Source organism: Streptomyces sp. NPDC052020, assembly GCF_040680575.1.
Classification (GTDB): domain Bacteria; phylum Actinomycetota; class Actinomycetes; order Streptomycetales; family Streptomycetaceae; genus Streptomyces.
In genome coordinates this window covers 23,211-40,151 of record NZ_JBFAWY010000034.1, presented here as the reverse complement: position 1 = coordinate 40,151, position 16,941 = coordinate 23,211, and the positions used below count along the sequence as shown (strand labels likewise).

The following is a 16,941-nucleotide window of genomic DNA, read 5'->3' as shown; positions in this document are numbered from 1 at the left end:
CAACAGATGGTTTCGCTGGCGTCGATCTTTAAGATAGATGGATGGAGTTGCGCCAGCTCCGCCACTTCATGGCGGTCGTCACCGAGGGGGGCTTCACCGCCGCCGCCCGTGCCGAACTCATCGTCCAGTCGGCGCTCAGCACCTCGATCCGGAATCTGGAACGGGAGCTGGGGGCCGACCTGTTCGATCGCACGGGCCGCCGGGTGGTGCTCACGGAGGCGGGCCGCGCGCTGCTGCCGCAGGCCCGTGCGCTGCTGGCCGGGGCGCAGGCCGCGCGGGACGCGGTCGCGGCCGTGGCGGGCCTGGCCGCCGGCCGGGTGGCCATCGGCACGATCCAGACGCTGACCTGCGTGGACCTGCCCGCCGAGCTGGCCGCGTTCCACCGCCGGTTCCCCGGCGTCCAGGTCTCCGTGCGGGACGCGCCGGTCGGTGAGCTGACCGAGGAGCTGCGCGCGGGCGAGCTGGACCTGGCGTATCTCGCGCCGGACGCGCGGGAGCTGCCCGAGGGGCTGACCGCGTACGCCACCTGGCACGAGGAGCTGGTACTGATCACCGCGCCGGGCCACCCGCTGGCCGAGGCGGGCCGGACGCTCATCCGGGATCTCGCCGAGGAGCCGTTCGTCGACTTCCGCGCGGGGACCGGCCTGGAGACGGCGGTGCGGCGCCTGGCCGCTCACTGCGGCCTGGAGCGCCGTATCACCTGCGACGTCACCCAGATCGGGCTGCTGGTGGATCTGGTGCGCGCCGGGATCGGGGTGGCGTTCGTGCCGCGGCGGATCGGCGAGCGGGCGGGGCTGCCGTGCGTGGAGATCCGCCAGCCCGAGCCGGCCCGCACGGTCGTCCTGGCCGGGCGCGGGCCGCGGCCGCGCAATCCCGCGGCGGCGGCCCTGCTCGATCACCTCACGGGCGCAGCGCCCGCAGCAGCAGATCCGCCAGGTGGTCGGCGACTTCCCGGGGGGTGAGCGGGCCGTCGGGGCGGTACCAGGTGGACAGGTGGTGGACGGAGCCGAAGTGGTAGTCCACCACGAGATCGGCGGGGGTCGCCGTGGAGAAGACGCCGGCCCGCTGGCCCTCCTCGATCAGGGCGCGGAAACGCTCGTGGTAGCGGCGGCGCTCGGCGCGTACCTGCTTGTTCTTCTCCGGGCTGAGGTGGTGCATGGAGCGGAAGAAGATCGACGCGTCGTCGAGGTTCTCGATGGTGGTGACGACGACGTCGGCCGCCGCGTCCCGCAGCCTCTTGCCCACCGGCTCGTCGGCGTCCGCGAAGGTGTCCAGGCGTTCCTGCTGGAGGCGCAGCACGCGCGCGTACACCTCGTGCAGGAGGTCGTCCTTGGAGCCGAAGTAGTGGTAGAGCGCCCCCTTGGTGACGCCGGCCGCCTCCACGATCTCCTGCACGGAGGTGCGGTCGTAGCCCTGCTCGGCGAAGAGCCGGGTGGCGGCGGCCAGGAGCCGCTGCGGCACCGGTGTCCCGTCACCGTCCGTCGTCCTGGGCACTGCCGCCACCTGCCTTTCCGTCCGTTGTGCTGCTAGTTGCCGTGCGACCGGGAACGCAGTTCCCGACGGAGGATCTTGCCACTCGCCGTCTTCGACAGGTCGGGCAGGATCTCCACCTGGCGCGGGTATTTGTAGGCGGCCAGTCTCTCCTTGCAGTACGCGACGATCTCGCCGGGGTCCGCCTCGGCGCCCGGGCGCAGGCTGACGTACGCCTTGACGGTCTCGCCCCGGTACGCGTCGGGCACCCCGACGACCGCGGCCTCGCGCACCGCCGGGTGGGTGTACAGCACGTCCTCGACCTCGCGCGGCCAGACCTTGAAGCCGGCGGCGTTGATCATGTCCTTCTTGCGGTCGACGACGTACAGCCAGCCCCGCTCGTCCATGAAGCCGATGTCGCCGGTGCGCAGTTCGCCGCCGGGGAAGGCCTCGGCGGTGGCGTCGGGGCGGCGCCAGTAGCCGGGCACGACCTGCGGGCCGCTGACGACGATCTCGCCCTGCTCCCCGAAGGGCACCTCCTCGCCCTCGTCGTCGACGATCCGTACGACGGTCTCCGGGCCGGGCAGGCCGACGGCGAGGGTCCCGGTCGCCGGGTCGACGGGCGCCTCCAGGTGGGGCGGGACGGTGGCGCAGGGGGCGGTGCACTCGGTGAGGCCGTAGCCGTTGCGGATGTACGGCCCGAAGCGGGCCCGGAACGTCTCCACCAGGGCGGGCGGCAGCGGGGCGCCGCCGGAGGAGAGCCGGGTGAAGGACGCGAAGCGCTCTCGGGTGGCGGACGGGTGGGCGGCCAGCGCCATGTAGGCGGTGGAGGGGCCGACCGTGTAGTGCGGGCGGTGCTCGGCGAAGGCGTCCAGCACCACACCGGCCTCGAAGCGGTAGGCGAGGACGAGGGTGCCCGCGCTGTTCAGGCACGCGGCGAACTCGCAGACCATGCCGGTGATGTGGAACAGGGGCGCGAGGGCGAAGTAGACCGGGGCCTCGGGCAGGCCGAGCCCGATCCGCTGCCGCTCGGCGTTGTACATGATGTTGCGGTGGGTGTTGGTGGCGCCCTTGGGGGTGCCGCTGGTGCCGGAGGTGTAGCTGATGAGGGCGATGTCGTCGAGGGCCGGTGCGCGGTCCCCGGGGGCGGGGCGGCCCGCGCGGGCGACGGCCGTCAGGTCGTCGGCGTCGGCCGCCCCCGGGAGTCGCTCGAAGGCCAGCACGCGCGTGTCGCCGCGGGTCTGGAAGTCCAGCTCGCAGGCGGTGAGGACGATCCGCACGGGCGAGCCGGCGGCCGTCTCGCGCAGGTACGACTCCCAGGCCCGGTCGGAGCAGACGAGCGCCGCGGCCTCGCCGTCCCGCAGGACGTGGCCCACCTCCCCCGACTTGTACATGGGGTTGACGGGGATGACGATCGCGCCCGCCTTCCAGGCGCCGAGCACGGCGAGCACGAAGTGCGGGGAGTTCTGGAGCAGGACGGCGACCCGGTCGCCGGGCTCCAGGCCGCGGGCGGCGAGGTGCCCGGCGACGGAGTCGCTCAGCTCGTCCGCCTCGCGGTAGGTCAGGCGGCCGTCGAAGTAGGCCAGGCAGGTCCGGTCGGGTACCTCGGCGGCGGCCCGGCGCAGGGCGTGCACCAGGGAGCCGGCGGGCCTGACGGGGGCCTTCTGGGCATCGGTGAGCAGGGCGAGCCAGGGCTTGGCGGCGTAGTGGGAGGCGGTCAACGGGCGTTCGCCTCCTCCCACTGCCGCTGGAGCCGGTTCATGCCGCGCAGCCAGCGCTCGGGCTCGGCGGCCCGGGCCCGGTAGTACTCGGCGACCTCCGGGTGCGGCAGGATCAGGAAGCGGTCGTCCTCGATGCCCCGGAAGAGGGCCTCCGCCACGTCCTCCGGCTCGATCGCGGTGGGCCGCAGCACCAGGTCGCCCGCGCTGCCGCTGGCGGTGAGCATGTCGGTGCGCACGCCCTGCGGGCAGATGGCGTGCACCTTCACCCCGCGGTGGCGGTACGTCAGCGCCAGCCACTCGGCGAAGGCGTAGGCGCCGTGCTTGGTGACGCTGTACGGGGCGGCGCCGAGCATGGTGAGCAGCCCGGCGGCCGAGACGGTGGAGACGAACCGGCCGCCGCCGCGCGCCAGCCAGTCCGGGAGCAGCTGGTGGGCCGCGCGGACGTGGGCCATGACGTTGACGTCCCAGGCCAGCGCCCAGACGGTCTCGTCCGCCGCCTCCGAGCCGCCGGAGCCGACGCCCGCGTTGGCGCAGTAGACGTCGACCGTGCCGCCGAGCGCGGCGCGGGCCTCGTCGACGATCGCCGAGGCGTCGCCGGGGACCGCGATCCCGCCGATCTCGGCGGCGACGGCCTTCGCCTTGTCCGCGTCCAGGTCGTTGACGACGACCCGGGCGCCCTCGGCGGCGAAACGGCGGGCCAGCGCGGCTCCGATGCCGCCTCCCGCTCCGGTGACGACCACTCCGGCATCCTGCACGGCTTCCACCATCGGTCTCCTTCGACGCGACGTCCCATGACGTACGTGACGTGACGCGAACCCTCACGAACCCTCGGCTCTGCTGGAGCGCCAGACTAACCAGTCGGTATGTATGGGGGAAGGGGTCGTCGCGCGCCGGGCTCGTTCCCCCCGGCCGAACCGGGCGCTAGCGTGCGTGGGCATGTCAGCCGCCGCGCTCCCGGAGGTCACCGCATGAAGCTGTCCAGACGGACCCTGCTCGCCACCACGGCCGCGGTGGCGGCCGGCACCGGAACCGGTACCGCCCAGGCGGCCCCCGCGGGCGGCGGGCGGCTGCGCACCGGCTTCGAGCGGCTGGCCGCCGACGGCTACGCCCTGCTGGAGGGGCAGCGGGTCGGCGTCGTCACCAACCCGACCGGGGTCACCCGGGACGTGCGGCACATCGTCGACGTGATGCACGCCGACGACCGCGTGGACCTGGTCGCCGTCTTCGGGCCCGAGCACGGCTTCCGCGGCACCGCGCAGGCGGGCGGGTCCGAGGGCCGCCACGACGACCCGGCGACCGGCCTGCCGGTCTTCGACACGTACATCAAGAGCGGCCGGCCGCTCGCGGACGTCTTCACCGCGTCCGGCGTGGACACGGTCGTCTTCGACATCCAGGACGTGGGCGCCCGCTTCTACACCTACATCTGGACCCTGTACGACTGCATGGAGGCGGCGCGGCTGGCGGGCAAGCGGTTCGTCGTCCTGGACCGGCCCAACCCGGTGACCGGGCGGGCGGCGCTGGGCCCGGTGCTGCGCAAGGAGTTCGCGACCTTCGTCGGGCGGCAGCCGATCGCGCAGGCGCACGGCATGACGGTGGCGGAGCTGGCGCGGCTGTTCAACGGGGAGTACCTCACGGCGCCGGTGCCGCTGGAGACCGTACGGATGTCGGGGTGGCGGCGGTCGGACTTCTACGACGCCTCCGGGCTGCCCTGGGTGCCGCCGAGCCCGAACATGCCGACGCCCGACACCGCGCTGGTCTACCCGGGCACCTGCCTGTTCGAGGGCACGAACCTGTCCGAGGGGCGCGGGACGACCCGGCCGTTCGAACTGCTGGGCGCGGAGGGGATCGACGGCCGGTGGGCGGCGGCGGCCGGCGAGGAGGGCCTGCCCGGTGTGCGCTTCAGGGAGGCGTACTTCACGCCGTCCTTCTCCAAGTTCCAGGGGAAGACCGCCGGGGGCGTGCAGATCCATGTGCACGACCGGGCGGCGTTCGACCCCGTGCGGACCGGGATCGCGCTGCTGGTGACCGCCAAGCGGGTGTGGAGCGGCTTCGCCTGGCGGTCCGACAACTGGATCGACAAGCTCACCGGTTCCACGCGGGTGCGGACGATGATCGACGCGGGGGCCGGCACCGACGCGGTGGTGGCCGCCTGGCAGGAGGAGCTGGCGGCGTTCCGGCGGACGCGCGCGGCGTACCTGCTGTACCGGTGAGGGCGGTGCCGGGCGGGCGCCTGAGCTCCGGTGCCCGCCCGGCGTGCCGTCAGCGGCGTGAGGTGAACTCGACGACCTGCTGGTAGGTCGGCCGGTTCTGCCAGCCGATCCCCGCGTGCCTGATGCCGCCCAGGGTGCGGTGGACGATCGAGTCGGCGCACCACTGGTCGCCCGCCGAGCAGTGCTCGTCGCCGGGATAGACCTGGGCGGCCGTCTTCGCCGCCGCCTCCTTCAGGGTGCCGAGCAGGACGTCCCGGCAGGCGGCGAGGTCCCCGCCGCCGCAGTACGCGCGGGCCAGCGGTCCGCGCACCGGCTCGCCGAGCACCGCCCGGATGTCCTTGTCGACATGGCTCCACCAGCCGTACTGGAAGGCGCTGCCGGCGTGGGCGCCGGTCGGGCCGTGCGCGGCGGACGGGGCCTCGTCGACGGGCAGGTTGCGGGTGAAGGCGGTGTACAGGCCGCTGCCGAGGCCGGGCTGGAACTCGGCCCTCACCAGCAGCGGCCACCAGGCGTCCAGGACGCGGATGGCGTCGGCGTGGGCGTACTTCCTCGAACCGGCCGACGTCTCCGCGCGCTTGGCGCCGGACGTCACCCACGCGCGCAGCCGGTCGACGGCGGCCGCTGCCGCCGGGTCGGTCACCGGCGCGCTGTCGATCACCTTCAGCAGCTTCGGTACGACGCCCTCCGCCCGCAGGTCGGCCAGTCCCGCGTCCGCCATCGCCTTCACCAGCGCGGCCCGGGTCACGCCGCCCTCGGCGACCAGTTCCCGCACCCGGTCGTCGAGCAGGTCGCCGCGGTGGACGGAGCCGTTGCCCCAGGACGCGGCCGTGTAGTCCGCGGCCACCTTGTTGTTCCAGGAAACGTAGTAGTCCTGGTCGCGGGAGTGGGGGTGGGCGGAGGCCGGCGTGTACCGGGCGTCGTTCGTCGCCGGGTCCCAGTCGCGCCACTCGAACTCCGGGGCCGCCCACACCGGGAACTCGGCGTCGACTCCGGCGGCGCGCACCGGGTTGTCGCCGCTGTTGTAGTACGCGGTGTGCTCGGAGTCGGCGTAGAACCAGTTGAAGGTGTAGTTGATGTGCCGGGCCGCGCTCTGGAAGGCGTCGGGGCCCGTGAGGTAGCCGGGGTCGTTGAGCATCTGGAAGCCGATGATCGAGTCGACCTCGTGCAGAAAGGACGAGCGCAGGGTGGTGTAGGCGACCTTCTTGCCGCCGACCGTGGCGCGGGACTCCACCGGTCCGTACTTGGTGCGCCAGGCCCGCATCGTGTAGGAGCCGGCCGCGGTGCCGTCGGCGACGGTCGGCTTCCAGGCGTTCTTCTGCTCGACCTTCTCCATCGGCGTGCAGACGCCTCGGTACAGGTAGTGGTGGTCGTCCTGGCACAGTTCGACGGCGTAGGTGTCGATGACGTCCTGGCCGGAGGTGGTCGCGCTCCACGCGTAGTCCTGGCCGCGGCCGAGTTCGACGTACATGCTCAGGCCAGCGAAGGAGGCGCCCCGGGCGCTGAGGCCGGGGCCCTGGATCTCCTGGAGCATGAGCAGCTGGGGCGCGAAGTAGCCGGTCTGCGGGCCGAACACGGCGATCGGGTGGCCGCTCGCGGTGTGCTCGCCGCTGACGACGAGGGCGTTGGACATGCCGCGCCGGGCCGACCCGGCGGCGGCGCGGGCGGCCTCCTTCGCGGCGTTCCCGGCGCGGGCGGTGGCCGCGCTGCCGGTGCGGTCGAAGACCAGCGGCTCCGGGACGACCGAACCGGCGTCCGGCAGCGCCCGTCCCCGCGGCTCCTCGGGCCGCGAGGCGTACGGGAAGCTGCCGTCGCGGACGGTGAGGACGGCCTCGGGATCGTCGCGCTGGCGGAAGGACTCCCACACCTCGGTGCCCTCCGCCACGCCGTACTTCTCCTGCGCGGCCAGCAGGGACAGCGCGTTGTTCACCTCGCCGCCGCCTCCGGAGCCGAACAGGGCGCCGATGACCGAGGCGAGGGCCACCAGATCGGTGGGCTTGAAGTGTTCGATGGTGCCGGCGTTGGTGAGGGAGTCCTTGTGGCCGGTCAGGACGTACTCGCCGGGGAAGTAGCGGCCCCGGTCGGAGGCGTCGATGTAGGCGTTGATGCCGTCGATGTAGGCGTGGACGTCGGCGAGGGCCTGCCTGCCGCGCTCGCCGTTGGCCGCGACGGCGTGGTCGATCTGGGCCTGGAGGTCCGCCTCGGTGTACGGGGCGTTGCGCCAGAACTGCTGCTCCAGGCCCTGGTTGGCCGGAGCGCCGCCCGCGAAGGACGTCAGCCGGCCGCGCCCGACGTGGCGGAAGACGTCCATCAGCCACAGCCGGTCCTGGGCCGCCGCGTACCCGGCGCCGAACTCGGTGCCGTAGCGGGTGGTGCCGGTGATGTGCGGGACGCCCGTCTTCTTGTCGCGGACGATCGTCACGTCGCCGCGCCCGGCCGGACGGACGGTGGAGGCGATCTGGTCGGCCGGGACGCCGAACGAGGCGTCGTTGAAGAAGGTGTTGACGGTGTCGTTGGTGAGGGACGGGTAGCCCGTGGCGAGCTTCGCGTAGGGGCCGAGCTGGTCCTCGGCGTGCGCGGGCTGGGTGCCGAACGCCTGGTTGAGCAGGATCTGGGCGAGGGTGGCGTTGCCGTTCTGGCCGGGCGGCAGGATGTCGGAGCACCGGCCGCCGCAGTGGTCGGCGGCCGCGGCCGCCGGGGTACCCGGCGCCTCGGTGGCCGTGGTGTCCGCCGGGTCCGCGGCCACCGCCGGGGAAAGCGGTGACAGAAGACCGGCCGTCAGCACGCATACGCTGGCGGCCTTCAGGAACCCGGGGAATCCGCGGGGAGTTCTCAGTCTGTCGAAGGTGGTGCGTGACGTGCGTGGTGGCATGGCGGCTCCTCCCGACGAGGGTGTGCCGGAGGTTACCGCCGGTATCCCCGCGATTGAAGATGAACACGCGTCACTTTTCGGCGTCGGAACAACAGCACACGGTTCGCGTCGGCCGGCGCGCGGGACACCGAGGGTGGCTTATGGGGGCCATCGGAAATCGGATGGAGCCGAATCGCGTGCCGGCACGTCTCTTCGGCGACGTCCGTACGACGACGCCGCATGACCGGAGTACGCAGGTGCAGGTGTGACGGAGGTGCAGGGCGATGGCCGGTTTCCGGAGTCTGGCAAGACAGGTCCGCGACCCACGGTGCGACCTGGCGCTGCGGCGCTACTCGCTGCGCAAGTGCCTTGAGCGGTTCGCCCCTTACGGGCACAGGGCGACCTGGGACCATTTGTGCACCCGATGGGGGTTCGGTCCGGAGGACAGGTCGCCGGATCCGGCGCGGCTCGTGGCCGCGCTGGACGAGTTGGAGGAGGCGCGGTCGGTCTGGCTGGCCTACGAGGTGCAGTTCGCCGAGCGCCGCAAGAAGGAGAAGCACGACGGGCTGCGCAGGCCGGGCAGCGTGGACGACTGGCACCGGCTGACCTGGGGCGGGTTCGGCGTGGCGTGGTGCGACGACCCGCGGCTTCATCCCCGTGAGCCGCTGGCCGAGGTACTGCGCCGGCTGATCGCGGCCCTGGAGCGGGAGCCGGGCACGGTCTGCCCGGTGTGCGAGGGCGAACGGCTCGTGTGGCAGTACGGCCTGGCGCACGAACCCTCCTCGGGGCCGGTCTGCGCCGACTGCGGCATCCTGGTCCCGCGGCCCGTCCTCACGCCCGGGGCACTGGCGGACGCCAGGCGGGGACGGCAGCTCGTGCCGGCCTGAGAGCCGGGGCCGGTGACATGCGCGCCGGGGGTGCGGCCTTCGGGCACCGGAGAGGGTGCGCCGGGGACGCCGCGCCCCTTAGGGAGGCGGCCGGTACGTCCGGGCGCGGGGCCGGTTCCCGCCGCCGCGCGGGCCCCGTTGTCCGCGTGGTCCGTTGTCCCTGTGGTCCGGCATCCTCGAAGGCATGGTGCAGGTGTGTCTCAACGGCGTCCGGACGGCCGCCGACGGTGCGCTGGTCCCGCTCTCGCCGGAGGCGATGGCCGCGTCGGCGGCCGAGGCCGTGGCGGCCGGCGCCACGGACGTCCACGTCCATCCCAGAACCCCTTGCGGGAACGACAGCATGGCGCCTCGCGTGGTCGCGGCGACGCTGGAGGCGATACGGGCCCGGGTGCGGGTGCCGGTCGGCGTGACCACGGGCGCCTGGGCGGAGCCGGACCCGGCAACGCGGCTGGAGCGCGTGCGGGCGTGGACCGTCCTGCCCGACCACGCCTCGGTCAACTGGCACGAGCCGGGCGCCGAGGAACTCGCCGCCGCCCTGATCGAGCGCGGGATCGGGGTGGAGGCCGGCATCTGGTCCGGGACGGACGGCGCGGCCCGCTTCGCGTCGTCCCCGCTCGGGCCGAAGGTGCTGCGCGTGCTGGCGGAGGTCATGGACCCCGACCCGGTGACCGCGCAGGCGTCGGCGCGGGCACTGCTGACCCGCATCGGCGCCGCGCACGGCCGCCCCGTACTGCTGCACGGAGAGGACGGCGGCGCCTGGCCGGTGCTCCGACTGGCGGGCAGACGGGGCCTGGCGACCCGCGTCGGCCTGGAGGACACGCTCCTCATGCCCGACGGCAGCCGGGCGGAGTCGAACGCGCGGCTGGTCGCCGCGGGGCTGGCCGAGTGGCGTGCCGCACGAGGCACCGGGGACTGAGGCACGGGGAGGTGCCCCCGGTCCGGGCCGAAGCCGGTGACGTGACGAGCAGGCCGCCCAGGCGCGGGGCCGGCGTGGCGGCGACGGCGGCTGCGGTGCCGGGCGTGAGAAGCGGGAACACCACTCACGTCCTCAGGCCGGGCAGGTGGGCTCGTCCTCCGGGGCGGAGGGGTCCGCGGTGGGTGAGGTCGCCGTGGGGCTCGGCGAGCCCGGGGGGCAGTCCTGCGGCGTGCCGGGCCCGGCGGTCGGGGTGGCGGGACGGGTGGGGGAACTCGTGGGCGCGGGAACCGGCGTCGGGGTGTCCGACGGGGACGGGCCGGGGGTCTCGCCGGGTGGTTGGGACGGCCCGGGCCCCGTAGCGGACGGGGACGGCCCGGGCGGAGGCGAGGACGGCCCGGTCGGGGGCGAGGACGTCGCCGGAGGGGCCGGCGAGGGAGAGGAGGTGCCCGGGTCGGGGCCGATGATGATTCCGTCCGTGTCGCCTCCGCCGGCCTCGCCGCCCGCCCTCTCGCCGCCATTCCCCCCGTCGGCCGGCCTCGTCGCCGGGGTGTCGCTTCCGGCCCCCGGCGAACGCGGGACGACGCCCTTTCCGTCGGGCACGGTGTGCACACCCCGGCGGTAGAAGTCCAGCCAGCGGAGCACCAGGGCGAGGTACGAGCGCGAGTGGTTGTAACTGAGGATCGCCGCGTCCAGGTCCGCGGCGCGGTCCAGGTTCCGCTCCCCGGCGCACAGGTAGTGCCCGGCCGCCAGGGCCGCGTCGAAGATGTTGTCGGGGTCGCTCCGGCCGTCGCCGTTGCCGTCCGCGCCCCACCGCGCCCACGTGGACGGCAGGAACTGCATGGGTCCCACCGCGCGGTCGTACACGGTGTCGCCGTCGTGGACACCGCCGTCGGTGTCGAGGATCAGGGCGAAGCCGCGACCGTCGAGCGCCGGGCCCGTGATGCGGTCCAGCGTGGTGCCGGACCGGTCCACCGCGCCGCCGCGCGCCTGCCCGGACTCCACCTGGCCGATCGCCGCGAGCAGTTCCCAGGGCAGACCGCACCCGGGGTCCGTCCGCGCCACCGACGTCTGGGCGGCCCGGTAGGCACGCAGCACGGTGCCGGGTATGCCGGCCTCGGCCCGGGCCCTGGTGACCCGACCGACGCGGAGGACGGCGTCCGGGGTGTCCAGCGGCGGGAGTTCGGTGTGGTACGAACCGTCGTCCGGCGGGGCCTGCCCGGCGTACGGGAGGGCCTGGTCCGGGGACGGGGCACGCCGGTCGTCGGCGATCGGGCGGCCCGGTGACTCCTGAGGGAGGCCGGGGGCCTGGGAGGCGGTGAGCGCGGCGACCGCGGTGACGGCGGCGGCGGTGGCCCGCAGGCCCTGCCGGGTACAGGCGGGCATACGTCGGGCGCGGTGTGCGGGCATGGCTGTCACTCCCTGGTCGGATCGGGGGGCGCGTGCGGTGGTAGCCGCGGCCGCGCGGGCCTGCCGGTGGAGACTCAGCGGCCGAAGGTGTCGATGCCCGAGACGAGCCAGCGGCCGTCGCGCACCGCGAGATCGACGGCGAACATCGCCCCGGCGTACGTGCCTTGGTCCGTCGTCTGCTTCTGCTTCTGCTTCTGCTTCGTCCGGCCCTCCTCGTCGGCTCGCTCCTCCTGCCCCCGCCCCTCGCTCCGCGTGGCGCCCGTCCCGCCGCCGGCGGTGCTCACGCTGCTCTGGTCGGCGTAGACCAGGACCCGGGCGCGGTCGCCGTCGATGCGCTCGACCGCACTGTCGGTAACGGTGGTGGTGATCACGGCTTTCTGCTGGTCGGCGCGCGTGCGGAGGTCACCGAGCAGGGTGCGGTGCTGCGCGACGGCGCGTCCCGTCAGCCACTCGTTCACGGCCCGGTCGAAGGCGCCCGGGTCGGCGTGGTCGTACGAGAAGAGCTCGGCGACCGCCTTGGCCGTGCGGCCCTTGATCTCGCTGGTCCGGGCGACGTCGGTGAGGGCGGTGTTGCGTGCCGCCGGGTCGTCGCGAAGGTTCCCGGCGCGGGCGTGCGCCCAGCCGGCGAAGCCGCCGAGGGCGAGGGTCAGCAGGCACAGCAGCGCCGGCAGCCGGGGACGCGGTCGTCTCGCGGCGCGCTGCGGCTGTGGAGGCGCGTCCGCGTCCGGTCGCTCCTTCTCGTCCGTGGTTCCCGGCCGGCCGGCCGGGGTCGCGGGTGCGCTGCGCGGGGGGAGCGGGGCCTGGCCCGTGCGGGCCCCGCCCACCGGGGCCGGGGCCTCGGTGGCCTGGGCCCGCTGGGCCTCGCGGGCCTGACGGCCGCGCCGTCCGTTGATGTGGTGCCGGGTCGTCGGCATGGGGGTACTCCTCTCCTGCCACGGGGTCAGCCCGCCGGTGTGCCGCCGACGGGGGCCTGGCCCAGGGCGCTGAGCTTCCAGTGGCCGTCGGTGCGGGTCAGTTCACCGAGCAGGCGGCTGTCCTTGTCGGTGCTCGCGCCACCAGGGGACTTCACCGTCACCCGCAGGGCGACGAGCACCCGGGCGCGGCCGGCCCGGTCGTCGAGTTCGGCGAGGGCGCCGGACAGTACCCGTGCCGTGGTGATCGTCTTGGCGGTCCTGACCTGGGTGGCGAACTCCTCGCGTCCGGCGACGAGTTGCTCGTGCAGTTCGCCGGTGGTCGAGGACTCCCACAGGTCCAGACCCCGATCGAGGCTCCGGTGGTCGAGAGTGGTGAGGTTCCGTACGGCCTGCTCGCCGGCCGCCAGTGCCTCGTCGCGCTGCGCGGCGTAGGCCGCCGTGTCGTCGTGGGCCGCCTCGTACCAGCCCCGGCCCGCCCACGCCGCGAAGCCGCCCGCGATCAGGGCGAGGACGAGGAGGAGAACCGTGGTCGAGGGCGCCCGGAGCCGGGCCGGCCGTCCCGCTGCGCGCTTCCCGGGGACCTCCCTCCCTCGCTCCGCCTTCAGTGGGTCTTGATGTCGACGATCCGCCACTGGTCCTCCTCCCACTGCGCGGTGGCGGTGAGCTGGGCCGCCGCTGAGGTGGTGTCGTTCCTGCCCCGGTGGGAGATCTGGTCGAGGAAGACCAGCACCCGCGCGTGGTCCCCTTCGAGTTCGATCACTCCGGTGCGTACGGGCTGGGTGCTCAGGGTGACGCGCTGTTCGGCGAGGTCCGCGCGGACCCGGTCCATCAGGCCGGCGTACTGACGAGCCGCCCGCCCTGCGAGGACGGAGCGGGCGGACCGCTCGGTGGCTCCGACCCCTCCCGGCGAGTACGAGAAGACGCGTGCGAGGGCGTTGCCGACGTCCCCGGCCACGCGGGTAGTCGCCGCGGTGTCGGTCAGTGCCCGGTTTCCGGCGGACGGGGTGGACCGCATCTGGTGGGCCTCGTGGAAGAAGCCGCAGCCGGCGAGGACGAGCACGGTGGCGCAGGCCACCGGGAGGGCGCGGCGCACCCGTGTCCGCCCGGGGCCGTGGCCGTCCGGGTGCCGCTCCTCGGCGTCTTCGTCCTGCTCGGCCGTCGTGTCGTCCGCGCCTCGCAAGGCCGTCGTGTCGCCCGTGCCTCGCTCGGCCGATGGGGCGTCCGGGGCCTGCTCGCCGTGCCGGTCGTGGCCGGTGGCCTCGGTGCGGCTGCCGGGCGGTTGCGGGGCCGCCCCCGTGCCCTGCCGGGTGCCGGTCGCTTCGCCGGCTTCCCCGCCGGCCCCGCCGCCCGGCGGCCCGCTGTCCCGGGGGCCCGCGGCCTCGTCCCGGCCGCCGCCGGGCGGTGCGGCTCCGTCGTCACCGGCCGCGGAGTTCCGCGAGCGTCCGCTGCGCAGCAGCCGTGTCATCCGGCGTCGTCCTCCTCGGCCGTCCGCGCGAGCGGTACCGCGCTCAGCGCCTTGATCTTCCATTCGTCCTCGCCCGTGCGGGCCAGGACCGCTTCCAGGCGTTTGCGGTCGGTGGCCGACCGCTCCGCGCCCCCGGGCGTGACCTCGACGCGCACGGTCGCGATGAGCTTGGCGGTCCCGGCCCGCGTGTCGAGGGCGGTGAGCGCGGCCTCCGTGACCGTGCCCCGGGCCGAGGCACCCTTCTCGGGCCGGGTGCGTCCGAGTTCCTCCCGGAGGGGGCCGGTCGAGGCGGCACGCCAGGCCCGGATGGCTTCCCGCGCGCGTTCCCGTGAGGAGGCGTCGAGGGTGTGGAGCACGGCGAGACGGTCACGGCCGTCCGCGAGCGCTTCGTCGCGCTCCCGGCCGTAGGCGAGCCGGTCGTCACCGCGGGCCTGCGCGTAGGTCCACGCTCCGGTGCCGCAGAAGGCCAGCGACAGCGCCAGGCCCGCACCGGCGGCGATCCTGGCCCGCCTCATCGGCCGCCCTCCCGGTCGGCGCCGAGCAGTCCCGCCAGGCCCGGAGCCCGGGCGCCGCCCGCGCCCGGCAACGCGAGAGCGCCCGGGAGCGGCATGGCGGTCTTCGGCTCGGACGCCGGCGGCGTGGCGGTGCCGGAGGGGAGGGAACCGGGCCTGGCCGGTTCGGGCACGGGGCCGCCTCGGGGTGCGTTGGCGGAGCCCCGCACGTTGACCCCGCTCGCCGGCGAAGCGGTGCAGGAGGCGCCGGTGTTGAGGGCGGGAGCGGTGCCCAGGTCCAGTCCGTTGCGGTAGCGGGTGCCGCCGTATCCGGCGGTGCAGGGCAGGGGCTGGAAGAAGGTGACGGCCAGGCCGAGCTTCATCGTTCCTCCGTCGACGGCGGTGGCGCCCGCGGAGACGGCCGCCGGGTAGGTGACGAGCAGTTCCTCGATGCCGTGCTGCCGGGTGACAACGACCTCGGACGTGGTCAGCAGGTTGGCGAGGACGACGCCCAGGCTCGGGTCCAGATCCCTGAGGACTCCGCTGACCTGGGTCGCGGCCTGAGGTGTGACGGTGAGCAGACGGCGCAGGTCCGCGTCGGAGCCCTTGAGCGTGCGGGCGAGTTCCGTGGCGCCGTCGGCGAAGCCGCGGATGGCCTCGGCCTCCTCGGCCTGGGTCCGCAGCACGGTCTCGCCGTCGGTGAGCAGGCGGGTGGTGGAGGGCAGCGCCCGGTCGGCGGCCCGGACGAAGGCACTGCCGCTGTCCAGCAGGACCTGGAGGTCGTCGCCGTGTCCCTCGAAAGCCTCGCCGAACTCGTCGACGACCGTGCGCAGGTCCTCCAGCGGCACCGAGCGGACGAGCCGGTCGACACCGGTGAGGACGTCGGTGACGGGCGCCGGCACCTCCGTGTCGGACCGCTCGATGCGCGTGCCGTCGGCCAGGTAGGGGCCCGTGTCGCTCTCGGGCCGCAGGTCGATGTACTGCTCGCCGACGGCGGAGAGACCGGCGACGACGGCACGTGTGTCGGCGGGGATGGCGGGGGCCGACTTCTTGATGCGCAGGTGCGCGACCACCCCGTCGGCGGTGAGGTCGATCGGCCCGACCCGGCCCACCGAAACACCCCGGTAGGTCACGTCGGAGTGGGTGAACAGCCCGCCGGTACGGGGCAGTTCGACGTCGACGGTGTAGTAGTCCGCGACGCCGACGTACCGGCCGAGGTCGGCGTAGCGGATGCCGAGGAAGCTGAGGACGAGGACGGCGATCACCAGGAAGGCGAGGTTCTTCAGGCGTACGGCCAAAGTGATCATCCCCGGGCCCCTCCGTCCGCCGGAGGCGTCGGCACGGAGGGCAGGGGCAGGGGCGCCGACGGGACGGACCCGCTCCCGGCACCGGTACGGGAGCGCTTTCCGGTCGGCGCCTCCCCTTCGCCCGGCGGGGTGGCGGAGGGCGAGGGCGTGCTCCTCGGCACCAGCGGCGGGATGATCTGTGTGCCGGGGGCGGCCGTCATGTTCAGGTACACGTTGAGGTAGTCGCCCTTCACCCCGTTCATCACCTCGTCGGTGAAGGGGTAGGTCAGCAGGACCTGGAGGGAGTCGGGCAGGTCGGTGCCCGCGTCGGCGAGCGCTCTGAGGGTGGGCGCGAGGGCTTTGAGGTCGGCGACCATGTCGTCCTTGCTCGCTTCGACGGTGGAGACGGCGACCCCGGACAGCGTGTCCAGGGAGCGCAGCATGGTGAGCAGGGAGCCGCGCTGTTCGTGCAGGGTCTTCAGTCCGGGTGAGAGGCCGGTCAGGACGGTGCGTACGTCGTCCTCGCGGCCGGCGAGCGTCGAGGAAAGGCGGTTGACGGCGTCGAGGGCGTCGGTGATGTCGCCGCGGTGGTCGTCGAGGTTGCCCACCAGTTCCTCCACGCGTTCGAGCAGGGAGCGGATCTCGGGTTCGCGGCCGCCGAGGGCCTTGTTGAGCTCCTGGGTGATGGTCTTGAGCTGGTTGACGCCGCCGCCGTTGAGCAGCAGAGACAGGGCGCCGAACACCTCCTCGACCTCGGTGCCCCGGCCCGTGCGCGCCGCCGGGATGACGGCGCCGTCGGTGAGCCTGCCCGCGGCGGCGGACTTGGCGGGCGCGCCGAGCTGGACGTACTTCTCGCCGAGCAGGCTGGACTGTTCGAGGCGGGCGGTGGCATCGGCGGGCAGCCGTACCTGGCCGTTGATCTCCATGGTGACGCGGGCCGTCCAGTCGTCACCGTCGAGGCGGATGGCGGTGACCCGGCCGACGGCGACGTCGTTGACCTTGACCGCGGCCTGGGGTACGAGGCTGAGGACGTCGTCGAGTTCGGCGGTGACGGTGTAGGGGTGGGAGCCGAGGTCGGCTCCGCCGGGCAGGGGCAAGTCCTCGATGCCGCCGAAGCCCGGGGCCGTGGCGGAGAACGCGCCGAGGGCCAGGGCGAAGCCGAGTCCGAGGGCGAGGAGACCGCCCACTCCGGCGCCGACGGCCGTGCCGGTGGCGAGCACGCCCCGCCCGACCGTGCCGTGGCCCTCCACCCGGTCGGCCCGCGCGGTCTCCACCGGGTCCTCGCCCGTGGCCTGCGCCGGGTCGGTGCGCCTGCCCCGGCGCCCT

Annotated in this window: 14 protein-coding genes and 1 pseudogene; 4 read left to right on the top strand and 11 right to left on the bottom strand. The window is 74.3% G+C overall.

Translation table 11 applies throughout. The features are described from left to right. Nucleotides 1-41: 41 nt before the first annotated feature. On the top strand, nt 42-962 hold the full coding sequence (locus AB0L74_RS27750) for a LysR family transcriptional regulator (protein ID WP_365657979.1): 921 nt from the start codon (nt 42-44) through the stop codon (nt 960-962). Here AB0L74_RS27750 and AB0L74_RS27745 read toward each other — a convergent pair. From AB0L74_RS27745 to AB0L74_RS27735, 3 genes are read right to left on the bottom strand one after another with little or no spacing between them, the layout of a single operon-like run. Next, the gene (locus AB0L74_RS27745) at nt 901-1,494 is read right to left on the bottom strand and encodes a TetR/AcrR family transcriptional regulator (RefSeq protein ID WP_365657976.1); all 594 of its coding nucleotides are present in this window, start codon (nt 1,492-1,494) and stop codon (nt 901-903) included. The two genes, AB0L74_RS27750 and AB0L74_RS27745, sit on opposite strands and share 62 nt — an antisense overlap. Nucleotides 1,495-1,526: 32 nt before the next feature. Further along, complete coding sequence (locus AB0L74_RS27740) at nt 1,527-3,191, bottom strand: AMP-binding protein (RefSeq protein WP_365657973.1); 1,665 nt, start codon at nt 3,189-3,191, stop codon at nt 1,527-1,529. Next, the gene (locus tag AB0L74_RS27735) at nt 3,188-3,958 is read right to left on the bottom strand and encodes an SDR family oxidoreductase (protein ID WP_365657970.1); all 771 of its coding nucleotides are present in this window, start codon (nt 3,956-3,958) and stop codon (nt 3,188-3,190) included. Before AB0L74_RS27735 ends, AB0L74_RS27740 begins: the two co-directional genes overlap by 4 nt. A gap of 201 nt (nt 3,959-4,159) precedes the next feature. Here AB0L74_RS27735 and AB0L74_RS27730 point away from each other — a divergent pair, with 201 nt between their 5' ends. Continuing rightward, a complete protein-coding gene (locus AB0L74_RS27730) occupies nt 4,160-5,401 on the top strand; it encodes a DUF1343 domain-containing protein (protein ID WP_365657967.1) in 1,242 nt (413 codons plus the stop codon). A 49-nt stretch (nt 5,402-5,450) separates the two neighbouring features. Here AB0L74_RS27730 and AB0L74_RS27725 read toward each other — a convergent pair whose 3' ends face one another. Continuing rightward, a complete protein-coding gene (locus tag AB0L74_RS27725) occupies nt 5,451-8,270 on the bottom strand; it encodes a penicillin acylase family protein (RefSeq protein ID WP_365657965.1) in 2,820 nt (939 codons plus the stop codon). A gap of 263 nt (nt 8,271-8,533) precedes the next feature. On the opposite strand from AB0L74_RS27725, the gene AB0L74_RS27720 reads away from it, so the two are divergent. Together AB0L74_RS27720 and AB0L74_RS27715 are read left to right on the top strand one after the other, a co-directional pair. Next, nucleotides 8,534-9,136, top strand: a complete 603-nt coding sequence (locus AB0L74_RS27720; RefSeq protein WP_365657962.1) for a hypothetical protein — start codon at nt 8,534-8,536, stop codon at nt 9,134-9,136. Nucleotides 9,137-9,320: 184 nt separating this feature from the next. Continuing rightward, entirely contained in the window at nt 9,321-10,052 is a 732-nt protein-coding gene (locus AB0L74_RS27715) for a 3-keto-5-aminohexanoate cleavage protein (protein WP_365657959.1), read from the top strand. 132 nt (nt 10,053-10,184) lie between these two features. On the opposite strand, the gene AB0L74_RS27710 is transcribed toward AB0L74_RS27715, so the two are convergent. The 7 genes and pseudogenes from AB0L74_RS27710 to AB0L74_RS27680 form a co-directional block, all read right to left on the bottom strand. Next, nucleotides 10,185-11,459, bottom strand: a complete 1,275-nt coding sequence (locus AB0L74_RS27710) for a lytic murein transglycosylase (RefSeq protein WP_365657956.1) — start codon at nt 11,457-11,459, stop codon at nt 10,185-10,187. 74 nt (nt 11,460-11,533) lie between these two features. Further along, the gene (locus AB0L74_RS27705) at nt 11,534-12,373 is read right to left on the bottom strand and encodes a hypothetical protein (protein WP_365657953.1); all 840 of its coding nucleotides are present in this window, start codon (nt 12,371-12,373) and stop codon (nt 11,534-11,536) included. Between the two features lie 26 nt (nt 12,374-12,399). Next, entirely contained in the window at nt 12,400-12,876 is a 477-nt protein-coding gene (locus tag AB0L74_RS27700; RefSeq protein ID WP_365658064.1) for a nuclear transport factor 2 family protein, read from the bottom strand. Between the two features lie 98 nt (nt 12,877-12,974). Beyond that, nucleotides 12,975-13,484 (bottom strand): annotated as a pseudogene (locus tag AB0L74_RS27695) (hypothetical protein); the annotation flags it as partial. A 350-nt stretch (nt 13,485-13,834) separates the two neighbouring features. After that, nucleotides 13,835-14,353 carry a hypothetical protein gene (locus AB0L74_RS27690; protein ID WP_365657950.1) on the bottom strand — a complete coding sequence of 173 codons (519 nt, stop codon included), beginning with the start codon at nt 14,351-14,353 and terminating at the stop codon, nt 13,835-13,837. Continuing rightward, nucleotides 14,350-15,636 carry an MlaD family protein gene (locus AB0L74_RS27685; RefSeq protein ID WP_365657947.1) on the bottom strand — a complete coding sequence of 429 codons (1,287 nt, stop codon included), beginning with the start codon at nt 15,634-15,636 and terminating at the stop codon, nt 14,350-14,352. The genes AB0L74_RS27690 and AB0L74_RS27685 overlap by 4 nt, the downstream gene beginning before the upstream one ends. Further along, on the bottom strand, nt 15,633-16,835 hold the full coding sequence (locus tag AB0L74_RS27680) for an MCE family protein (RefSeq protein ID WP_365658061.1): 1,203 nt from the start codon (nt 16,833-16,835) through the stop codon (nt 15,633-15,635). The genes AB0L74_RS27685 and AB0L74_RS27680 overlap by 4 nt, the downstream gene beginning before the upstream one ends. Nucleotides 16,836-16,941: the final 106 nt, after the last annotated feature.